Genomic DNA, 20754 nt, shown 5'->3' with positions numbered 1-20754 from the left:
GGGGCCAATCGCTCCAAATCTGCGATATCCGGGATGACCGCTTTGGGTCAAAATCGGCGGTCCAGACCGCTGCGAGCCGCTTCCGGTCTAACCCTTGATAGCCGACGCTTGGGTGAGCATTGAATTAGGCAGCCCTCGGGCCAGATGCCGACGTTACGCTGCCTGCCAACGATAGAGAGAGTCGGGCTCCTTTTCTTCATTTCGAGAGCCATTAGTCTCTTCAATTAACAGAAAGCCATGGCGTTCGTAAAATCGTCTTGCTGCCAAATTGCGTTGGAAAGTCCACAGGCTCAGTTCTTGATGCTGCTTTTTTGCTACTGTCAGAAGCGCAGTTCCCACCCCTCGACTTTGGCAGGACGGCAAAACGTACAGATGATCGACCCAACCTTCTCGGAAGGCAATGAAGCCAACAAGTTGCTGGCTCTCAAAGCTCCCCCAGAGTTCGCACTTTTTGAAAACTTGCTCTCGGAAGAACCATCGATCCTCCTCGGGACTATGTAGGACGGCAATCCAAGGCAATGCGAGATCACGTGATTGCCTTTGAACCACCGCCGCCTCATCCATGTCGTCGAGGCTTAGCTGTTGCAGCATGCCTTCCCTGAAGCGACCCGCATACTGCTAGCTTGAATACACCAACTCGGTCTGAATGTCTCTTATGGGTCAAAAGCGCCGTTTTGAGCAGCGGTCAGGAGTTTCCGGTTTACCCCCGACTCCGGACAACTCGACGCTACGCCCTAATGGCGCGATGGGCCATAACCAGACCTGATGTTGTGAAAGCCATCTGATGCAAACCGCATGCGGCCGTGAAGAAAGGACCCGGACTGGTTCAGTTTAAGTGGGAACCGCCTCGATGACCTGGAAGTGCGAGCCTGCGCGAGCTGTGCCGCGCATCTCAAATCCGGCAGATCGACATAGTGCGGAATACTCGTCGTAGCTTCGCTCAAGCGCCCCGAGCATGACGAGCATATTGAGATCACTGAATTTCGAGATCGGCCCCTCATTCGGGGGCTCAACCACACGTTCAATGAGGAGCAATCTGGCTTCAGCCGTCATAGCGCGGCGGCAGGTCTTCAGGATAGAAATCGCTTCCTTATCGTCCCAATCATGGATAATTGCCCGCATCACATAGGCGTCAGCCCCCTCCGGGATGGTTTCAAAGAAGCTGCCTCCGACGATTTCGCATCTGTTGGCGACACCATGCTGGCTCAGAACTTCCGCCGCCTTGCCAACAACGTGCGGTTGATCGAACAGCGTCCCGCGCAGGCCCTTGTTTGCGGCGAGAATTCCCGCCAGCAGTTGGCCTTCACCACCCCCGATATCCGCGACGTGACGAAAGCTGCTGAAATCGTAGGCCGCGATAATAGCTTCGATCGCGCCGCGAGAATTGGCCGTCATGGCTCGGTTGAAGATCGCGTTCTCATCTGGACGGGTGCTGCGATACTCCCATACGCTCTGGCCATTAAGATGCCGAAAGGCACTCTCGCCCGTGCGGACGCTGTGTTCAAGATGGCCCCAGGCCTGCCAGGCATAAGGTCGGCCGACATATGCGGCCCAGCCGTCGAGTGGAGTCGGCGAGTCAGAACGAAGACACTCGCCCATCGGGGTGAGCGAGAACGTTTTGTTCTCGGCCTCATGGAAAACACCGATAGAAGCCAGCGCCCGCAAGAGTCGATAAAGTGTCCTCGGGTGCGATCCGCTGAGCTGAGCAAGTTCGTTGCTGCTTAGGGGCCCGCGACTAAGGTGGTCGGCTAGGCCAAGGCGCGCCGCCACGTGGATGGCCTGCGAAATTTGATAGCCGTTAATTAGCCGCGTAACGTCCGACAAAGCATTAGTCGCCATGGTCTCACCTCCTGCTGCTCCACGCACACAGTACGAGACTGCCCGCAAACGGATGATCTCTCAGAATTGCGGTCTGCACGATGTAAGATAACGATGATCTTTGAGGTTCAGAACCGGACTCCCGATCATCCCCCGATCCCTCAATTCAATGCGAGCTCACATCTCCTTGCGCGCTCACAACGCCTCTCGGATCTTCCGATGGGTGTGCCGAAGCATAGTCGACCTCTCCTCGGGTGATCCCGATGTCCCGCAGTTCAGCGTCACTAAGGTCCGATAGCCGGGATCGCAGCTTCTCGCGCTCGCGCCACTCGATCAGCGCGGACCAGCAGCGCTTTATCAACCTCACGCCTGATCGGGTTGTCCGGTATCGGTCGGGCCTGAATAGAAGAGAGATCGTGTCCATGGCATTGCTCGAGGCGCTGTTTCCGTCTGAGCAAGCCTACGGGACGGGCCAAAGCCCGCTTAACGTGCGGCTTACATTTCTCTCATCTCTGGCTTACTTTTACCCCGGTCCTGACATGTGCCCGAGGATGTGGCAGGTGCGTTTCCTCTTTGATGAGTACGCCTTGGACGTTGACCGGCGCGAGCTGCATCGCGGTCAGGTCGTGGTTCCTGTTACACCGCAAGTATTTGATCTAATTGAATACTTGATCCGTAACAGCGATCGCGTGGTTACGAAGGATGATCTGATCAGCACCATTTGGAGCGGACGCATCGTCTCAGATGCTGCGCTTACCACCCGTCTGAATGCGGCACGCAACGCAATCGGCGACACCGGGGAAAAGCAGCGCCTGATCAAGACACTGCCTCGCAAAGGCTTCCGCTTTGTTGGTGCCGTGCGGGAAGTCCGTGGATCCGCACACGAGGCGGTTGGCCCGGTCGAGCGAACTGTCGACACACCGCCACGCCTATCCATCGTCGTGCTACCCTTCGCGAACCTGAGCGGCGATCCTCAGCAGGACTATTTCGTGGATGGTGTAACCGAGAGCCTAACGACGGACCTGACGCGTATCAGTGGTTCATTTGTCATCGCACGGAATAGCGCGTTCTCATACAAGGGTAGAGCAATCGATGTACGGCAGGTCGGGCGGGAGCTAAACGTTCGCTACGTGCTCGAAGGCTCAGTGCAACGCAGCGGCCAGCGACTTCGGATAAACGCGCAGTTGGCCGATGCCTCGAGCGGCCTGCATCTATGGGCGGAGCGCTTCGAGAAGCCTGTCGCCGCCCTGTTCGACATGCAGGACGAACTCGTATCGAGGCTCGCCAATACGTTGGGTACCCAGCTAGTCGAAGCTGAGGCGCGACGAGCCCAGCGCACGCCGCACCCCGATGCGATGGACTTGTACTTCCAGGGCCGGGCCTGGCTGCTGAAGGGGTTTAGCCTTGAATGCCTTACCCAAGCGCGCAGCTTCTTCGAACGCTCCCTGGAGTTTGACCCCGGCAACGTCGACTCAATGATTGGCCTGGCAAATGTTGATTCGATAGTTGCAAACAGCTTTACGACGGATGATGGGTCTGCGCGGCTGATAGCGGCCGAGGCGATGGCTAATAAGGCATTGTCCATCACGCCAAACCGTGCGGCTGCCCACTTGGCTCGAGGTTGGGTCCAGATCTTTACGAATCGGGCGGCGCAAGCCGTCCGCGGACTAGAGCATGCGTTGGTACTGAATCCGAATGCTGCCAACGCCCATGCTGCCCTCGGTTGCGCCAAATTCTATATGGGGCGCGCTGCCGAGACCGAAGGTCATATACGGGAAGCTTTGCGTCTGTCCCCGCGCGACGTTGAAGCCTACCAGTGGACCTGTATTGTGGGCGTTGCCAAGCTGCTCCTTGGTTCGGACCTGGAGGCCGTCGGTTGGCTACGACGAAGCACTGAGGCGAACCGCAACTTTCCTCTCGCTCATTTGACGCTGGCCGCTGCGTTGGGCCTGACTGGCGCGCTGGATGAGGCGCGGACTGCCGCTAGTACGGGACTTGCGCTCCACCCGGGGTTCACCATCCGTCGCTTCCTCGCCGCTAAACAAAGCGACAACTCGATTTACCTTGCTGGGCGCGAGCGCGCTTGTGAAGGCTTCCGCTTGGCTGGCGTGCCTGAAGGATGATGAGCGCCTCCGGCCAGAACTCGACTTCCCCGCTTCCGTCCGTACTTCCGCTTAGGGTCTTGGTTGTGTGGAAACGCATGGGTCGGACGCGGCGTGGTCGCCAAGTATTGCGCGCGGCCGGTGTTTGCGTGTCGGATCGTCCAATAACCGGCCAAATTAGGTATCGCGACCGGGGATGCAATTTTGGACGCACTTCCCGCCGTCAGGCGGCGCGGATGGCTGCAATCAGGCTCGGTTTGACGAGGATGTTCATCACCCGTGTGGTCGAGGAGGTTCAGAGACGGCTCGATTCCAATCCGGACGCCATGCGCGCGCGCGCGCTTTTCACACAGCCAGGGTCAAAACGCGAAGAACTCAGGTTGAGCAAATCTGGTCCGCTCTGGCTCGACGAGCGGACTACGACCGCCGAGGCGCAACTTCGCCGATGGGCCGAAAGGGAAACGCGGCTTGACCATCCACTGAACAAGCACGCCCTCATCGCGTCCGGCGCGACCAAGCCTGGAATGCCTCATCGACAAGATTGCGAAAAAGTCGCCACCGCTTCTTCTTTACGCGGTCAGACGCCAGCGACTACCCGCCGCGTAGCATGAAGGAAACGGTTAGAGGGCGCTGCGACGCCACCATCAATTGGATGACGCTCCTGTTTGCGCAATTCATCGACTAGACGTTCGAGGTAGGGCGGCAGAGGCGAGGCTTCGAGAGATAGGCTCTGTTGCAATCTGTCACCCACCTCGTCACAGATCGAGCGTGCAGTCTTATGGTCGATGTGGTCCGATATTCGATTGGTTGGTTCCATATCGCGACCTTCCGATAGGCCCCACGATTAACTTAAGTTACAGGGATGCGAAAATGTTTCGCGCATCCTCGAAAAACACCGATGGTTCCATTTAGTGGAACGAAGCCGCTTCGGGTCACGAGCGGCGGTGGGCAAGCCCAGGCTCGCGTTCGTTCCGCCTCCCATAGCCGACATTGCAAATGCCCCGGCCCGATTCTGAGCCACCTGCCTCGTTTCACAACGCAGGGCCCACGCCTATCTTGCAGCAAGCCAGTCTGGTCCATCCGAACCAAACTTCAGGTCGAAGGTCGGATGCGCGATCTCTGGCGCTGTTCAACGTCGCCATCGATAACTTCGCGGGTGCGACGTGGTCGTTGACAGTCGATGGCTATGCGGCAGAAAGAGCGAGCGTCCGCCAGAAGAAGACTGGACGCCGGTAAAGTTCGAGCTCGCCGAGGCGAGCCGACCAGCGCTGGATGACTATCTGAGGGCTACCGGCAAGAAGTCGGGCGACCGCCTGTTCACCGCCCGCCGAGGAGACCAGGATCGAGGGCTGACCACGCGACAGTACGTCCGGATACTGTCTGGTTGGCTCGCGGGAATAGGACTGAAGCCGCATATCTCGGCATTGAAGTGGACGACGCGCTTGCAATAGTAGAGCAAGTCGACGTCTGAACTAGGTGGGCAGAACGGACATGCTCTGCCCATCCCTTACGGCTGGTTCGGGCCATGAGCAGTCAAGCCCCCTTTCGCCCCACCGTGTGATTGATGTAGCCTAACTACGGAGCTGCTCGACGGGATGTGCCGAAGTCTCCGTCTATTGTGATGAGCGGCAATTGTGCCGTCGGCGGGCATCGCATTCTCCACTGATTGCTTTTTTTCAGCGCCGTCATCTCACGCCAAGTGCGTGTTCCGCCGCGGAACACCACCGGAGAAGCACGAGGGCTCCATCATGAATAGGTTCGAGGGCGCGATGAAAATCGCTAGAGCTTTGCTTGCGTCGGCAGCAATTTGCGTGGCGCTACCCATCACCACAGCCACGGCGGGCGACTCACCGCCACGATGGGCCTATCCAGAGAACAATCCCAACTACAAGCCGCCGGTCGATGACGGTAACGTTGTGCGTGTGCCGAACAGCACGGCCGGTTATACTTGGAGCCAGCTCCGGGACCGATTCATCGCACCGATCTGGCACCCGGGCGACCATCGGCCGCTGCCGGACATCGTAGCCAACGGCCGCAAGCCCGACGTGTTCGCCTGCGGATTTTGTCACCGCGCCGACGGGCCTGGGGGTCCGGAAAACGCCGACCTCGCTGGTCTTCCTAAGAGCTACATCATCCGACAAATGGCTGACTATAAGAGCGGCGTGCGCAGCACCGCCGTCGCTGGCCGTCTGCCGTCGAGCTTGATGATCGCCCTTTCCAAGCCGATCACCGATGCGGAAGTGGAAGCAGCGGCGATCTATTTTTCTGGCCTCCAGCCGCGCAAGCGCATCAAGGTGGTCGAGAGCGATACCGCGCCGAAAAGTTACATCGCGGCGTTCCTCTGGGCAGCGGTGGAGGGCGGTGAACGTGAGCCGCTTGGGCAACGCATTCTCGAAATTCCCGACGACCTGCACCGTTTCGAGAGCCGCGATCCCCGCTCGACCTTCACCGCCTATGTGCCGGTCGGTAGCCTGGCGACAGGCGAGGCACTGGTGAAAAGCGGGTCGGGAAAGACGGTCGTATGCGCCCCGTGCCACGGGCCGGAGCTCAAGGGGCTCGGGCCAGTGCCGAGCATCGCCGGCCGCTCACCGAGCTATATGTTTCGCCAGCTCTACGACTTCGGGCATGGCGCGCGGAACGGCGAGTGGAGCCCGCTAATGACGCAGGTGGTGAGCAACCTCGACCAGGACGACATGCTGGCGATCGTTGCCTATCTTGCTTCGCTCGATCCGTGACGCGGGGCGGAGCCGCCCGACCTATGAGGACGGCTCCGCCCGGAAGCAGGGCCGAGGCCAAGTGCAAGCATCGCTCGCAATGTCGACGGTTCAATCAGGCCCGCTTCGGGGTCACTTGCTGACATTGGCTGGGGCAAGGCGTGAGGTCTGCTTCAGCTCGCGAAGCGGACACCCGATGCCAATGAGCGTGCGCGCTACGCCCGTCGCATCAGCTTGAGCGAGGCTGTCAGCCGCAAGCTTCGCTTCCCGGCCAGCGCGATGCCTTGGAGCTCGCCGCTGTCTTCCGTGCAGGTCCCGGAGAATCCGATCCCGACCTCGAGGCCGCCGAACACGGGGTTCTCGCCCTTCGCCGGCGTGTGCTCCTGGTTCAGCATCTCGCCTTTCCAGCGGCCGTCCGCCGAGGAATAGGAGCCGAGATAGTAGAAGAACGCATCGCCCCCGAGGATGCGGCCGTCGATCAGCAGCATCACGCCGGACAGTCCGGCATCGACGCCGTCAAGCGCGCTCAGCTTCATCCCATAGAGCCCATTGGCGATGCCGCCCGGCCCGACCGCACCGCGCGGCGGCAACGCCCCGTTGTCGAGCCGCGTGAGGTTGGCCCAGAACCTGGCGCCCGGCATGGTGTCCGCGCCGCCCTCGAGACGGATCTGGTTGCCGTAGAGCCGGCCGCGCGCCGCGATCGAGGCGACGTCGGCGCCCATCATCGGCTTGTAGCTGGGGTCCAGATTGTGCCGCTCGGTGATGACCTGGGCGATGATCTCGCCGTCGCGCTCGACATAGGTGCCAAGATGCGCGAAGCCCGAATTGCCGCCCAGCATCCTGCCTTCGTGCAGGCACATGATGCTGCAGCCGAACGCATCGTTGACGCCGTATTCAACCTTGTAGAGCCCGTCCAGCAACGTCGTGAACTCGCAAAATCGGAAATGAATTGCGGGCTACCTAGCATCGCAGTCCCAGCGAAGCCACCGGCTTTCCGCGCATCACCGCCCCGGCACCTCGGCCCGCCATGATGCCATTATGCCCCTGTTTTGCCCGACGAGGCTGGGCAAGAACGTCGTTTTTTGAGAGTTGATGTAGGATTCGTCTTATGGCGAATCGCACATTCAAGACCGGCGAGAGCCGGGAGCAACCCAGTCTTCTGCCTGCGCGGATTGAGGACTATGTCGGGCCGGACAATCCGGTGCGGGCAATCGAGAGCTTCGTTTGCGCGCTCGACCTTGCAAAGCTTGGTTTCGGCCACGCGGATCGTGGCGCGGAAGAAGTCGGGCAGCCGCCGTATGATCCTGCCGATCTGCTGAAGCTCTATCTTTACGGCTACATCAACCAGGTCAGGTCGTCGCGACGGCTAGAGCGGGAATCTGGCCGCAATCTGGAGCTGATCTGGCTGCTGAAGGGACTGAAGCCGGGTTATCGGACGATTGCCAACTTCCGCAAGGAGAACTGGAAGGCGCTGAAGGCCGCGAACCGCAGCTTCGTGCTGCTGGCTCGGGAGCTTGGGCTTGTGGGCGGCACGATCGTAGCGATTGATGGTTCCCTGTTCCACGGCGACGCCAGCAAGGCTTCCATCTTTACGCGCAAGCGGCTTGGCGAGCAGATCGCGAGGCTGGACCAGGAGATCGAGGCTTACCGCAAGTCTGTTGAAGACAATGATGCGGCAGAGGTCAAGAAGCCGGGGAAGGATCGCGCGGACGGTGATGGTCGAGGAGATGGCGGTGATATCGCTGCGAAGGTCGCGGCGCTGATGGCGAAGCGTTCACGTGCCGAGGCCGATCTGGCTCGGCTGGAAGAGAGTGGCGAGACGCAAATGTCGCTGACGGATCCGGACGCCCGGCTTCTGGTCAAGAATGGTCAGGGCATTGCAGGCTACAATGTGCAGACCGCGGTTGATGACAAGCACAAGCTCATTGTCGCGAGTGAGGTAGTCAACGACAGCAGTGATGTTCGACAGCTCTCTGCGATGGCCAAGGCGGCCAAAAAGGCTCTTGGAGCCGAGACACTGCAGGCGCTGGCCGATGAGGGCTATTACAGCAGTGTCGAACTGAAGGCCTGCGAGGACGAGGGTATCATTGCCTATGTACCGCTGCCCGAAGGTAGCGCGCGGCTCGAGAAGCAAGGCCGCTTTGCGCTCAAGGACTTCAACTATGATGGTGCAACCGACACCTACCGTTGTCCTGCGGGCCAGCCGCTGCATCCGTTCAAGAGCAGGCAAAAGAACACCAGCGGCCGCATTGAGATCCGTTACGCGGCCCGTGTAGCAATCTGCAGGAGCTGCCCGCTCAAGGTCCGCTGTCTCTCACCGACCACCACCTACCGGACCATTGGTCGCTGGGAGCATGAAGATGTTCTCGAACGCCACCGCGCACGGATGCAGGGTGCGGGCGAGCTGATGCGTCGTCGTTCGGGGATTGTCGAGCATCCGTTTGGCACGCTCAAATGCCGTGCCGGCTATCGTCATTTCCTGGTCCGCGGCTTCGACAAGGTCCGCGGCGAATGGAGCCTGATGGCGCTCTGCTACAATTTCACCCGTGCGCTCAACATCCTTGGATTTGACGGGTTTCTGGCTGCCCTCGCAAAGAGGCTTGCTGTTTGCCAATGTATCTTCGCAGCCCTCCTCCAGCACATCCTGGTTGCTCCAGAGCCTCTCTGGACCAATATCCGACCGCCGCTCCAAATCGGCCGCTTCGTTCCGGCATGAGCCCGCCAACGACCAATTCTTGCCCAGCCTCGACGGGTCAAACTCCACTTCGTAAAATCAGCAGTCAAATGATTTCAGGGACTTGGCTACTGTGCATGGGGTTGTTTTTGACGTTTTGTTTGCCGGCCCCGAAAAAAGCTCTTCAGCCGATCGGCGCCAGGCTCGAACCTGCTCCCGCGAACGCACGACCAATCGCGCATGGACACGCAATCAGCCGAGCACGAGCTCAGCGCGATCATTGCCGGCGCCGCGAAGCAGCCGCTGCTCGATGCCGCCTACGCGCTCTGGCGCCAACGCTACCGGCTGGAGACGATCGCGGGACGTCCGACTGCCGAAGAGGTCCGCGTCAATCGCACCCTCACGCCGGAGCAATTCAGCGTCCAGTACCGCTACGCGCGCGACCACGCCCATGAAGGGCCGATGTTCGGCTATGTGAAGCGCGCCCACCCGCGCGCCGACGACGATGCGATCCGGCAGGCCATCATCACCGCCGTCAAATTCGAAGATGCCTATAACAAGCATTTCGATTGCTATGGCGATTTCTGGGATTGCGTGGTGCGCGCAGTGGCGCAGGCCGCACGAAAGTATCCCGACTATCTCGAGACCACCTATCGCGACGCCCGCAACGATCTCGCCTACTACATGAAGTGAACTAGAAGCACAGCGTGGTGACCAGCTTGCCCTGCTTGTCCTTGATCGCATAGGGACAACGAATGCGCTCCAGCGCCTTCTTGGCATCCTCGTCACCGAGCGCGGCGGCGCGCTCGTAATAGGCCTTGGCGGCGTCCTTGTCCCTCGGACCGCCGCGGCCGCCTTCCGCGAAGGCGCCCATCCGCTCCAGCGCGCCGGGATGGTTTTGGGCCGCCGCCTTCTCGAACAAGGCGCGCGCCGCAGCGTCGTCCTTGTCGCCGCCCGAGCCTTCGGACAGCATCAGGCCAAGCTGGTACTGCGCCTCCGCGTTGGTCTCGGCGGCCTTGCCGAGCAGCGCGCGCGCCTGGGCGGGGTCGGCCGGCGCCGCGCCGCCCGCGCTGCCGAGCGCGGCAAGGTTGCTGACGCCGCGCGGGTTGCCGGCCTGCGCCGCCTTCTCGAACAGCTTTCGCGCCTGCGCCTCGTCCTTGGCGACGCCGGCGCCGGTGCCGTAGAGCACGCCGAGCTCGACCATGGCCGCGCTCGATCCCTTGTCGGCCGCCTTCCGCCAGGCCGCGATCGCCTCTGCCGTCTGCCGGTTGGCCGCGTAAGCGCGCCCGAGCTCGAACATCGCGCGACGCGAGGCGTTTGCCGCCTGCTTGCAGAACTTGACCGCGGTTGCGATGTCGGCGGAAGCGATCTCCGCGACGCCCTTCACCTCAGCCGGCTTGTCGGGATCGCTGGGATCGGCGGCGAGACGGTCGCACAAGACGAGGTCGGCCGATTGCGCCCGCGCCGTCAGGGGCGCGGCGAATGCCAGCAGCATGGTAAGGAGGAAAGTCCGCATGGTCGTCAGGTTGCGTCTGTGGCTCGGCAAATTCAAGGCTCGAGTCCCGACTGGCGCAGGACGGGGGCGACCTCGGGCGATGCCAGATAGCGCAGCAAGCGGTCCGCGGCGCCGGCATGTTTCGCATTCGCCATGCGGCCGGCGGAGAACACCGCCGGCGTCTGCAGCTCGCGCGGGATCGGCCCGACCACCTCGATGCCGCCGACCTGCTTCAGCTCGCTGATCTGCTGTACGGCGAGGTCAGCTTCGCCCGTGACGAGCCGCTCGGCGGTAAATCCCTGCTCGACGATGCTGGCCTTGGCGTTGATCTCGGCCGCGATGCCCAGCCGCACGATCAGCTGCGCGAAGTACACGCCGCTTGCGCCGAGCCGCGAATAGGCGACGGACCGCGCGGCGAGCAGCGTCTGGCGCAGCGCGGCTTCGCTGGCGATATCGGGGTGCGCTTGCCCGGCCCGCACGGCGATGCCGACGAAGGAGCGCGCGAGATCAGCTGCGCTTGCGGCCACCACTCGGCCTTCGCCGATCATCTCGTCGAGCCCTTCGCGGGTGAGGATGACGAGGTCGGCGGCCTCGCCCTCGCGCAACCGCTTGAGCAGCGCCAGCGTCGGCACGAAATCGGCATCGATGTGGATGCCGCTGATAGCCTCGAAAGACGAGGATAGGCTCCGCATCGCGCCCATCAGGCCGAGCGTCGAGAGCATTCGGACATTTTCCATCGGTAGGTCCTTGGCGCGATCAGGCGCGATGCATCAGCTTGAGCGCTGCGGTCAGGCGCAGGCTGCGCTTGCCGGCCAGCGCCGCTGCCTCCAGCACCGCCTGCTCCGCGTCGTAGCTGCCGGAGAAGCCGATGCCGACCTGGTGGCCGCCGAAGATCGGATCGTCCTTGGCCGGCGTGTGCTCCTGGTTGAGGATCTGGCCCTTCCACCGCCCCTTCGCGGCGGTGTAACTGCCGAGATAATAGAACGATGCATCGCCACCGAGAATGCGGCCCTGGTTGAGCAGCATCACCCCGGTGAGTCCGCCGTCGAGGCCGTCGAGCATGCGCAGGTGGATGGAGTAGAGACCGTCGCTGATGCCGGCTTCGCCGACGCCGCCGGCGATCGGCACCTCCTCGTCGGTGATCGGCGTCATCAGCGATTGAAACGGCACGCCCGGCAGCTCCTTGAGCTCGCCCTTGAAGCGATAGAGATCGCCGTCGGCCCAGCCTTTCGCGATCAGGGTGGCATCGTCGGTGCCGGCCATGGCGCGGTAGCTCGGATCGGGATTATGGCGGACGGTCTTGATGACGATGTCGACGCCGCTGCCCTTCTTCTCGTAGGTGCCGATATGGGCGAAGGCCGAATTGCCGCCGAGCATCTTGCCGTTGCCGGCATGCATCACGCTGCGGCCGACGGCATCGCCGAGTTGAAATTTCACCTTGTAGAAGCCTTCAAACACCAGCCGTGTCCCCGGCCCTGCTTGCATCCGGATGCACTCTATCCCGCTTTCGGCGGCGATGAACAAGTTTCCGCGGTGCCCGTCCGCAGACCACAACAACAGCTGTCATCACAATGCAAAAATCCGCCGGAGCTTGTCGCTCCGACGGATTGAATGCCAACCCGGGCCAGCCCCCCAGCCCGGGCCGGGAGGATCTTAGGCCGCTGCCTTCTTGTCGGTCGGCACGGACGAGATCGTCTTCAGGATCTGCGAAGCGATCTGGTAGGGGTCGCCTTGCGAGTTCGGACGGCGGTCTTCCAGATAGCCCTTGTAGCCGTTGTTGATGAAGGAGTGCGGAACGCGGATCGAGGCGCCGCGGTCAGCAACGCCGTAGCTGAACTTGTTCCACGGCGCGGTCTCGTGCTTGCCGGTCAGACGCTTGTCGTTGTCCGGGCCGTAGACGGCGATGTGGTCCATCAGGTTCTTCTCGAAGGCGGCCATCAGCGCCTCGAAATACTCCTTGCCGCCGACTTCGCGCATATAGGCGGTCGAGAAATTGGCGTGCATGCCCGAGCCGTTCCAGTCGGTGTCGCCGAGCGGCTTGCAGTGGAATTCGATGTCGATGCCGTACTTCTCGGTGAGGCGCAGCATCAGGTACCGAGCCATCCACATCTGGTCGGCAGCGGTCTTGGAGCCCTTGCCGAAGATCTGGAATTCCCACTGGCCCTTGGCGACTTCCGCGTTGATGCCCTCATGGTTGATGCCGGCAGCGAGGCAGAGGTCGAGATGCTCTTCGACGATCTTGCGGGCGACGTCGCCGACGTTCGAGAAGCCGACGCCGGTGTAGTACGGGCCCTGCGGCGCGGGATAGCCGGCGGTCGGGAAGCCGAGCGGACGGCCGTCCTTGTAGAAGAAGTATTCCTGCTCGAAGCCGAACCAGGCCCCGGCGTCGTCGAGAATGGTGGCGCGCTTGTTGGACGGATGCGGGGTCTTGCCGTCGGGCATCATGACTTCGCACATCACCAGCACGCCGTTGGTGCGCGCACCGTCCGGGAACACGGCGACCGGCTTCAGCACGCAATCGGAGCTGTGGCCTTCGGCCTGCTGGGTGGAGGAGCCGTCGAAGCCCCAGAGCGGAAGCTGCTCGAGCGTCGGGAACGACGCGAATTCCTTGATCTGAGTTTTGCCGCGCAAATTCGGAGTCGGCGTATATCCGTCGAGCCAAATGTACTCGAGCTTGTACTTGGTCATTGAGCCTCTCTGTAGATGATGCGAAAGGTTGGGGGCCCGGGAGGGCCCCCGCACGTTTTGTACCCGGCCATCATCGGCCGGCCCTTCCCAAGCATTTCGCGTGCCAAAAGGCCGCAGTACGGGCGGTTTTCCACCGCTTCCGGCTCCTCCTCGCCACCGACGAGCCCTCCACGGCACCGTGCGTCATAGCCGCGCACCTCGGCGTGAAGCTGCAGTGCAAAAACCCCGCGGAAAACGCCCGATTCAGAAGCAGCGAGCGCCGCCCCGCGCGTTGCCGATGAAACGCTCATCAACGTCCGGTAACTTTCGCAAACTCCCCCACCCCTCCTCAGCAACCTTCGGAATGGCTCACCCGTTGGTCAGCGGCAGCGTGCCTTCGAGGATGCAGAAGGCTGACTGCCTACAAATTGAGCGGAAACTGATTTCCTTTTCAGCACTTTCCAATCCGGGATGGGCGGCCGATATGGGGAATCCAGTAACCACAATCGAACGAGTCGGGCGCACCATGGAGGCCAAGGCGCTTCGACCAAGGAGAATCGCAATGATGAACAATGGTCTGAGTCACGGATCTGCAAAGATCTATCAATTCCCCGTCGGCGGCCGTGCGGCCCTCGCCGGACGCCGCTATGGCGAGACCCGCCTTCCCGCCGATCAGGCTTCGCTACCCGCGAACGTCTCGATCTGCAGCGACAGCTGGTACCACCAGGACGCGGTCGACGAAGCCAAGCCCAAATGGGAACGCTGATGCCAGCTGCTGGTCTGACGGTGCCGGGTTCTCTTAAGCGGCCGGCGGCAGTTTGAAAAAGGGTCGAAACAACGGTGTTTCGGCCCTTTTTGATTCCTGGAGGCCCCGGCTAGATCCCGGGCTTTTCGACCACCGCGCAGGTCGTAACCGGCCGCTTCAGGTGCTTGACCGTGGTGGGCCCGGTCTTGGGAATCCTCAGCGTGACTCCCGCCCCCGAATAGCGCGCCCCCGAAATCGCCAGTCGCTTGGCGAGCGCGACAGGCTCGCCGTCGATCTGCAGGAAGGCGCGCTTGTCGCCGTCATAAAACCCGACGATGAACTGCGTACCATCGGCGCAACGGTAGGTTTGGAAGGTCTGCGCATCTACCTGCCGCGAACCGAGCATTGCGCCCGCCAGCATGCTGACCGTCAAAACAATGGCCTTGTGCCGGCCCATGATCGCCCCCTGTAATAGACCGCAAGGACGCCGAACGTGCATCCGGTGGAACCATAACCCAAGCTGATCCCATGCAAGACTCCTCCCTGAAGGACTCCCCTTCCCGTCATCTCGCCCTCAGGGGTGCCAGCAATTTCCGCGACCTCGGCGGCTACCCGACCGCCGATGGCCGCGTCACGCGTTGGCGGCACATTTTCCGCTCCAACCATCTCGGCCAGCTCACCGCGGCCGATGTCGAGGTCGTCCGCGCGCTCGGCGTGCGCAGCGCCTTCGATTTCCGCGGTGTCGAGGAGCGCGCGGCCGGCATCTGCGTCGTGAACGAGATCACGGTGCATTCGCTGCCGATCGAACCGACCGTCGTGGCCGCGCTGCGCGCCGAGCTCGCGAAGGGTAGGCTGACCGCAGCTGTGGCGCTCGAGCTCATGCGCGAATCCTATCGCAACTATGTCCGCCACAACACGCACAGCTTCCGCGCGCTGTTCGGCCATCTGCTGGAAGACCGCGCGCCGCTCGTGATCCACTGCACCGCCGGCAAGGACCGCACCGGCCTTGCCAGCGCGCTGATCCTGCACGCGCTGGGCGTGCCCGAGGATGTCATTGCGGAGGACTACCTCTTGACCAACCGGCACTACAAGCGCGACCCGTCGAACGCCTCCGATCTGCCCGCCGATGTCCTCGACGCGATCGGCAGCGTCGAGGCCTCTTACCTGGCGGCCGCTTTCGAAGCGGTCGGCAGCGAATATGGCGATCTCGAAACCTATTTGCGCGACGGGCTCAAGTTGGGCGCAGCAGAGCGCACTGCACTGAAGGAACGTTACCTGCAGGCTTGATCCGCACCGGCGGCTTCACGCCATCGGACCGAGGGCCTTGATGATGGCGTTCTTGAGCGCCAAGGAAACTTGCTGGGTGCTCCAATCGTTCTGATGCAGCTTGTCGGGGTCACCCGTGTCGATCAATTGTTCGAGCGAGACATTGTTCTGCACGTGCCAATGCCGCATCAGTGACCAGCGCTGAAACAAGTTCACCTCGGCCTCGTTGGCAGCTTCGCGGATCAGCCGCACCATCTTGTCAGCGAGCTCAGCGCGGTCGTCCCAAAGCATCTTCGTCACAAATTGCGGATCGATCACCAGAACCTCGAAGCCGCGAGCGCGTAGTTGCGCCAGGCCCTCCCTGATGTTCCCGGCAACGATATCCACGTCGTACTTCTCGTTATGAAACACCGCATTCGTTCCGACCTGCCAGATGACCAATGCCGGACCTTCACGAAAAATATCCGCCTCGAAGCGCCCGAGCTCTTCGTTTGCCTCTTCGCCGCCCTTGCCCCGGTTCAGGACGTCAATCCGGATGTCCGGCCGCGGCACCACATCCTTGAAATACTGCCGCAAATACATCTCCAGCCTATAGGGATACGGGACGACATCGGCTCGTCCGGCTGTCGACGACGAGCCCATGGCGACGATGCGCACGGGTCCCTTGCCGTCCAACGCCTGTCGGAGCCGCATCAGCGGATATGTCAGGTCGACGATCGCGGCGGGAAATTCGACGGTTGGCAAATTGTCAGACATGAAATGACCTCCCTAACGATCTAAAGTTGCATTTATAGCCCAGCCTTGAAGCCGCCGCCATTGCAAGTCCAATTCGGACTGCCGCAGCGCGACGGACGGAGCAGCACCGTGCAGGGAAAAGTCATCATCGTGACCGGCGCGCTTGGCGCACTCGGCAAGGTCGTTGCCGAGGCCGCGCAGTCGCGCGGCGCGCGGATCGCCGGCATCGATCACGCGCCCTCGCAATTGCCAACGACGTCCGAACGCATCGTGATGGGCGGTGTCGACCTGTCCGACGCCGCGCAAGCGAAGAATGCCGTCGATGCGGCCGCAAAGCATTTCGGCCGGCTCGACGCGCTGATCAACATCGCGGGCGGCTTCGCCTTCGAGGCCGTCGGTGACGGCGACATCGCGACGTGGCAGCGCATGCACGCGCTGAACGTCCTGACGGCGCTCAACGCCTCGCGCGCGGCGCTGCCGCACCTCGCCCAGTCAACGGCGGGTCGCATCGTCAATATCGGCGCCATGGGCGCGCTGCAGGCCGGCAGCGGCATGGGCCCCTATGCCGCGTCGAAAGCCGGCGTTCATCGCCTCACCGAGGCCCTCGCCAACGAGTGGAAGGGCAAGGTTACCGTCAACGCCGTGCTGCCCTCGATCATCGACACCGCGGCCAACCGCGCCGACATGCCGAAAGCGGACTTTTCCAAATGGGTGACGCCACAGGAACTCGCCGAAGTCATCCTGTTCCTCGCCAGCGATGCCGCCGGCGGCGTCACGGGCGCCCTGATCCCGGTCGGTGGACGGGTGTAATCGCGTTCCGATCGAAACGTTGGAGACATCGGCTCCGATTCAATCGGGGCCGAGAACGCTCTAAACTGCCCCGCAACTGATTCTCCAATCGGACGTCCCTTGGAAACCGCGCTTTACCTCCCCGTCAAACGCTTCCTCGAAGAGCTCGGCTTCACGGTCAAGGGCGAGATCGGCGGCTGCGATCTCGTCGGCCTCAGCGCTGGCGATCCACCCGTCGTGGTGATCGGCGAGCTCAAGCTTGCCTTTAATCTCGAGCTGATCCTGCAGGCGGTCGATCGCGCGCCGGCCGGCGACGAGGTCTGGATCGCAGCGAAGATGTCCGCACGCGGCAAGGGACGCGAGAGCGATGCGCGCTATCGCAATCTCTGCCGCCGCCTCGGCTTCGGCATGCTTGGCGTGACCGATCGCGGCCAGGTCGAAGTGCTGGTGAAGCCGCCGACCGCGGCGCCGCGCCGCGAGCCGAAGGTGCGCTCGCGTCTCGTCGCCGAGCATCAGCGCCGCCAGGGCGATCCCGTGCTTGGCGGCAGCACCCGCGCACCGATCATGACGGCCTATCGCCAGCAGGCGCTGGCCTGCGCGGCGGCGCTTGCCGAAGGGCCGAAGCCGGTGCGCACGCTGCGCGAACGCTGCCCCGATGCCGGCAAGATCTTGCTTAACAATGTGTATGGTTGGTTCGAACGCACTGAGCGGGGAATCTATCGGCTCACCGAAGCCGGACACGCCGCCCTGAAGCGTTGGCCCCAGCAACGGGTGGAGGTCGGCGCAGGTGCTGCGTCACCGCTGTGACACCAGACCGGTGCATAGCTGAGATGCCACACCGATTTCATATTGCAATGCAACATTGGCGGCACTAGGTATCCGGCATCGAAATGAGGCCGTTATGAGCGCAGACTGGAATACCAAATATGGCACGCGGCGCGTCCGCCATGATCCTCCGACCCTGGACGAGGCGATCTTCGCCGCTGTCGGCATCACCGACGACCAGGCGCAGCAGGCCGAGATCGCCGCAGCCTTGATGGGGATGCCGCTCGACGTCGTCCAGGCCGAGGTGAAGAAGCAGGCCCGCGCCAACAGCCGCATCACTGCGACGCGCGTGATCGCCGGCGAACAGGGCGCGCAGCGCTCCGTCGTGGTCGAACGCCGCGTGGTCCGCCGCTTCGGCGCCGCCACACGCAGCTGAGCATCCATTTCATCGCGCAGAACACGAAAGCGGACCGGCGTTGCCGGTCCGCTTTATGATTCCTGTACGCAATTTTCGGGCTATGCGGCGCGATTGCCGTACATGCTCGAGATCAGCTTCCAGCACGTGCTGTTGAAGCTGAGAAGAGCGCGCCCGGCCGTGAACGGCGAGGCCGCGAGATCGGCAAGCTCGGCCTCGGGCGTCTTGGCGAGGTCGATCGTGCCGGTCGATTCGCCGTGGCGGAACGCCAGATGGGCCCCGAACTTCCTGGCGAGCGCCCGCATCGCGTGATTCTCGGCACCGGTCGTGACGCGCAGCTGCTTGTAGCCCTTCCAGCGCGCCTCTGCGATCAGGCGGCGGAACAGCACGGTGCCGACGCCCTGGCGGCGCGCGGAGGCTTCCACGCTGAAGGCGACCTCCGGCAAGGAATCGTCCTCCGGCGGATGCAGCTCGGCCGCACCGCGCACCACGCCGTCGACCATATAGGCAACGATCACGGTGCCGTCCTCGGCACAGCGGGCGGCGTAGCGCTCGATGAAGCTGTCGTCGAGAAAGCCGTTGAAACGGTCGTGCCGGCTGGCGGCATCAAGCCTCAGCAGGTGATCGCGCAGGAGCGGCAATTCTTCCTGCTGGATCAAGGTCCGTACATAGCCGGGAACGGTACGGACGGTGTCTTCAAGTACCACGTCAAAACTCCTCTTGGTGTCCCTCGAGGAGGCGTTCGAATCCCTAGGCCCCCTATATTGTGCATCGCACCATGATTTTCAAGACGGGGACCTGCCCAAGTTTCGGGCACCGGCGCGACTAATTCGTTAATGAAATCAAAATCCTGGAGTTTCACAGCACCAACTGCGTCTGGGTCACCACCGCAACCAGCTTGCCGTCCCCGGTTTCCAGCCGGGTGGTCCAGACCTGGGTCCGCCGGCCCCGGTGCACCGGGGTGGCGGTGGCGATGATCGTAGCCCCCTCCTTCGCCCCGCCGATGAAATTGGTCTTGCTCTCCAGCGTGGTCGTACCCTTGGCGTCCTCGGGCAGATTGATCACGGTCGCTGCCGCGCCGACGGAATCGGCCAGCGCCATCACGGCCCCGCCGTGGATGGTGTGGTGAAGCGTGCAGAGTTCGGGCCGGACCGTCATCCGCGCCACCACGCGGTCCTTCTCCGCCGCGACAAACTCGACGCCCTTGAGCTCGGCGAACGGCATCTTCATCGCTTTAAGCTTCTCGAGCGGCGTCATCGGAACTGCTCCCAATTGGTTGTGGTCTCAACGTGAATTGCCCCGCGCGGCGAAGCAATGACGTCCGAGGTAATCATCCCTGACGTCTGAGGAAGCGTCCCTTCTCACGTCACCGCGTTCACGACCTGGTACTCCGGACGGCGCCAAATCTCATCGGCAATCACCTCTTCGATGATCTCGGCCGCCCGGATGATCTCATCCGCTCCGACATAAAGCGGCGTGAGGCCGAACCGCATGATGTCAGGCGCGCGGAAGTCGCCGATGACGCCGCGGGCGATCAGGGCCTGCATCGCGGCGTAGCCGCCGTCGAAGGCGAACGAGACTTGAGAGCCGCGGCGCTCATGGTCGCGCGGGGTGACGAGCTTGAGCTGCGGACAACGGCGCTCGACCTCACCGATCAGGAGATCGCCCAGCGCCAGCGAGCGCGCACGAACCTCCGCGATATCGACCCTGTCCCAGATGTCGAGCGAGGCCTCCAGCGCCGCCATGGCCAGCACCGGCGGGGTGCCGACGCGCATGCGTTCGACGCCGCCCGCGGCCGCATAGGCGAGCTCGAACGCAAACGGCTTTGCGTGGCCCATCCACCCCGACAGAGCGGCGCGCGCGCTGTCGGCATGGCGCGGCGCGACATAGAGGAACGCCGGCGCGCCAGGACCCGCGTTGAGATATTTGTAGGTACACCCCGCGGCGAAATCGGCGCCGCTGACGGCGAGATCGACCGGCAGCGCGCCGGCGGAATGGGCGAGATCCCAGACCGTGACGATGCCGAGCGCATGCGCTTTCGCGGTGAGCTTTGCCATATCGTGGCGGCCGCCGGTGCGGTAGTCGACCTCGGTGATGTACAGAACGGCGATCTCCTCGGACAATGCGGCCTCGATCTCGTCCGGTGCCACCAGACGCAATTGATGGCCGCGCCCGAGCGTCGCGATCAGGCCCTCTGCCATGTAGAGGTCGGTCGGGAAGTTGCCGGTGTCCGACAGGACGATCTTGCGGGACGGAGTCTTGTCGAGCGCGGCGGCGAGTGCCTGATAGACCTTCAGGGACAGCGTGTCTCCGACCATGACCGAACCGGCCGCCGCACCAATCAACCGCGCGATGCGATCGCCGACATGGCGCGGCTGGACATACCACCCTGCCGTGTTCCAGGCGCGGATCAGCTCGTTGCCCCACTCCTCGGTGATCACGCGGTTGACACGCTCGGCAACGCCCAGCGGCAGCGCACCGAGCGAATTGCCGTCGAGATAGATCAGGCCGTCAGGCAAATGGAACAACGCTTTGGTGTCGTCGTAGACGCGAAGCCTGGTCATGGACA

Annotated in this window: 23 protein-coding genes; 10 read left to right on the top strand and 13 right to left on the bottom strand. The window is 62.6% G+C overall.

Going from position 1 to position 20754, the window contains the following annotated elements:
• Positions 1-153: 153 nt before the first annotated feature.
• From N2604_RS20850 to N2604_RS20840, 3 genes are all read right to left on the bottom strand, one after another.
• Positions 154-591, bottom strand: coding sequence for an N-acetyltransferase (locus tag N2604_RS20850; protein ID WP_260370122.1), 438 nt, complete (start codon positions 589-591; stop codon positions 154-156).
• Between the two features lie 240 nt (positions 592-831).
• Positions 832-1839: an acetylserotonin O-methyltransferase gene (locus N2604_RS20845; protein ID WP_260370121.1), complete on the bottom strand. Its 1008-nt coding sequence runs from the start codon at positions 1837-1839 to the stop codon at positions 832-834.
• Positions 1840-1984: 145 nt separating this feature from the next.
• Complete coding sequence (locus tag N2604_RS20840) at positions 1985-2242, bottom strand: DUF1127 domain-containing protein (RefSeq protein ID WP_260370120.1); 258 nt, start codon at positions 2240-2242, stop codon at positions 1985-1987.
• A 127-nt stretch (positions 2243-2369) separates the two neighbouring features.
• Here N2604_RS20840 and N2604_RS20835 point away from each other — a divergent pair, with 127 nt between their 5' ends.
• The 3 genes from N2604_RS20835 (at position 2370) to N2604_RS20825 (ending at position 6655) form a co-directional block, all read left to right on the top strand.
• Positions 2370-3941: a winged helix-turn-helix domain-containing tetratricopeptide repeat protein gene (locus N2604_RS20835; RefSeq protein ID WP_409241742.1), complete on the top strand. Its 1572-nt coding sequence runs from the start codon at positions 2370-2372 to the stop codon at positions 3939-3941.
• A gap of 215 nt (positions 3942-4156) precedes the next feature.
• Positions 4157-4531 carry a hypothetical protein gene (locus N2604_RS20830; protein ID WP_260376429.1) on the top strand — a complete coding sequence of 125 codons (375 nt, stop codon included), beginning with the start codon at positions 4157-4159 and terminating at the stop codon, positions 4529-4531.
• Positions 4532-5668: 1137 nt separating this feature from the next.
• Positions 5669-6655 (top strand): c-type cytochrome, encoded by a 987-nt coding sequence (locus tag N2604_RS20825; RefSeq protein WP_260370119.1) that lies wholly within the window; start codon positions 5669-5671, stop codon positions 6653-6655.
• 194 nt (positions 6656-6849) lie between these two features.
• Here the strand turns inward: N2604_RS20825 and N2604_RS20820 are convergent, their stop codons facing one another.
• Positions 6850-7554 carry a GrlR family regulatory protein gene (locus tag N2604_RS20820; protein ID WP_260370118.1) on the bottom strand — a complete coding sequence of 235 codons (705 nt, stop codon included), beginning with the start codon at positions 7552-7554 and terminating at the stop codon, positions 6850-6852.
• Positions 7555-7742: 188 nt separating this feature from the next.
• On the opposite strand from N2604_RS20820, the gene N2604_RS20815 reads away from it, so the two are divergent.
• Entirely contained in the window at positions 7743-9350 is a 1608-nt protein-coding gene (locus N2604_RS20815; protein ID WP_260370117.1) for an IS1182 family transposase, read from the top strand.
• A gap of 198 nt (positions 9351-9548) precedes the next feature.
• Positions 9549-10001 carry a hypothetical protein gene (locus N2604_RS20810; protein ID WP_260370116.1) on the top strand — a complete coding sequence of 151 codons (453 nt, stop codon included), beginning with the start codon at positions 9549-9551 and terminating at the stop codon, positions 9999-10001.
• A 1-nt stretch (position 10002) separates the two neighbouring features.
• Here N2604_RS20810 and N2604_RS20805 read toward each other — a convergent pair whose 3' ends face one another.
• From N2604_RS20805 to N2604_RS20790, 4 genes are all read right to left on the bottom strand, one after another.
• Positions 10003-10824 (bottom strand): tetratricopeptide repeat protein, encoded by an 822-nt coding sequence (locus N2604_RS20805; protein ID WP_260370115.1) that lies wholly within the window; start codon positions 10822-10824, stop codon positions 10003-10005.
• A gap of 32 nt (positions 10825-10856) precedes the next feature.
• Entirely contained in the window at positions 10857-11540 is a 684-nt protein-coding gene (locus N2604_RS20800; RefSeq protein ID WP_260370114.1) for a substrate-binding domain-containing protein, read from the bottom strand.
• A gap of 19 nt (positions 11541-11559) precedes the next feature.
• Positions 11560-12261 (bottom strand): GrlR family regulatory protein, encoded by a 702-nt coding sequence (locus N2604_RS20795; protein WP_260370113.1) that lies wholly within the window; start codon positions 12259-12261, stop codon positions 11560-11562.
• A 195-nt stretch (positions 12262-12456) separates the two neighbouring features.
• Positions 12457-13491, bottom strand: a complete 1035-nt coding sequence (locus tag N2604_RS20790; RefSeq protein WP_260370112.1) for a glutamine synthetase beta-grasp domain-containing protein — start codon at positions 13489-13491, stop codon at positions 12457-12459.
• Positions 13492-14032: 541 nt separating this feature from the next.
• Between N2604_RS20790 and N2604_RS20785 the strand changes: the two genes are divergently transcribed.
• Complete coding sequence (locus tag N2604_RS20785; RefSeq protein ID WP_036022780.1) at positions 14033-14236, top strand: DUF2735 domain-containing protein; 204 nt, start codon at positions 14033-14035, stop codon at positions 14234-14236.
• A 109-nt stretch (positions 14237-14345) separates the two neighbouring features.
• Here the strand turns inward: N2604_RS20785 and N2604_RS20780 are convergent, their stop codons facing one another.
• Positions 14346-14672, bottom strand: a complete 327-nt coding sequence (locus tag N2604_RS20780; protein WP_260370111.1) for an MliC family protein — start codon at positions 14670-14672, stop codon at positions 14346-14348.
• A gap of 71 nt (positions 14673-14743) precedes the next feature.
• Between N2604_RS20780 and N2604_RS20775 the strand changes: the two genes are divergently transcribed.
• Positions 14744-15502 (top strand): tyrosine-protein phosphatase, encoded by a 759-nt coding sequence (locus tag N2604_RS20775; RefSeq protein ID WP_409241637.1) that lies wholly within the window; start codon positions 14744-14746, stop codon positions 15500-15502.
• Between the two features lie 15 nt (positions 15503-15517).
• Here the strand turns inward: N2604_RS20775 and N2604_RS20770 are convergent, their stop codons facing one another.
• The gene (locus N2604_RS20770; RefSeq protein ID WP_260370110.1) at positions 15518-16237 is read right to left on the bottom strand and encodes an SGNH/GDSL hydrolase family protein; all 720 of its coding nucleotides are present in this window, start codon (positions 16235-16237) and stop codon (positions 15518-15520) included.
• A 108-nt stretch (positions 16238-16345) separates the two neighbouring features.
• Between N2604_RS20770 and N2604_RS20765 the strand changes: the two genes are divergently transcribed.
• The 3 genes from N2604_RS20765 (at position 16346) to N2604_RS20755 (ending at position 18206) form a co-directional block, all read left to right on the top strand.
• Positions 16346-17026 (top strand): SDR family oxidoreductase, encoded by a 681-nt coding sequence (locus N2604_RS20765; RefSeq protein WP_260370109.1) that lies wholly within the window; start codon positions 16346-16348, stop codon positions 17024-17026.
• 99 nt (positions 17027-17125) lie between these two features.
• On the top strand, positions 17126-17812 hold the full coding sequence (locus N2604_RS20760) for a DUF2161 domain-containing phosphodiesterase (RefSeq protein ID WP_260370108.1): 687 nt from the start codon (positions 17126-17128) through the stop codon (positions 17810-17812).
• 94 nt (positions 17813-17906) lie between these two features.
• On the top strand, positions 17907-18206 hold the full coding sequence (locus N2604_RS20755; protein ID WP_260370107.1) for a hypothetical protein: 300 nt from the start codon (positions 17907-17909) through the stop codon (positions 18204-18206).
• 80 nt (positions 18207-18286) lie between these two features.
• On the opposite strand, the gene N2604_RS20750 is transcribed toward N2604_RS20755, so the two are convergent.
• The 3 genes from N2604_RS20750 to kynU all read right to left on the bottom strand — a co-directional run bounded on the left by N2604_RS20750 (position 18287) and on the right by kynU (position 20749).
• The gene (locus tag N2604_RS20750) at positions 18287-18892 is read right to left on the bottom strand and encodes a GNAT family N-acetyltransferase (protein ID WP_260370106.1); all 606 of its coding nucleotides are present in this window, start codon (positions 18890-18892) and stop codon (positions 18287-18289) included.
• A 151-nt stretch (positions 18893-19043) separates the two neighbouring features.
• A complete protein-coding gene (locus tag N2604_RS20745; RefSeq protein WP_260370105.1) occupies positions 19044-19442 on the bottom strand; it encodes a PaaI family thioesterase in 399 nt (132 codons plus the stop codon).
• A gap of 104 nt (positions 19443-19546) precedes the next feature.
• Positions 19547-20749, bottom strand: coding sequence for a kynureninase (gene kynU / locus N2604_RS20740; RefSeq protein WP_260370104.1), 1203 nt, complete (start codon positions 20747-20749; stop codon positions 19547-19549).
• Between the last annotated feature and the right edge of the window lie 5 nt (positions 20750-20754).

This window comes from Bradyrhizobium sp. CB1015 (assembly GCF_025200925.1).
In the GTDB taxonomy this organism is placed as follows: domain Bacteria; phylum Pseudomonadota; class Alphaproteobacteria; order Rhizobiales; family Xanthobacteraceae; genus Bradyrhizobium.
This window is presented reverse-complemented; position numbering and strand designations above follow the sequence as displayed.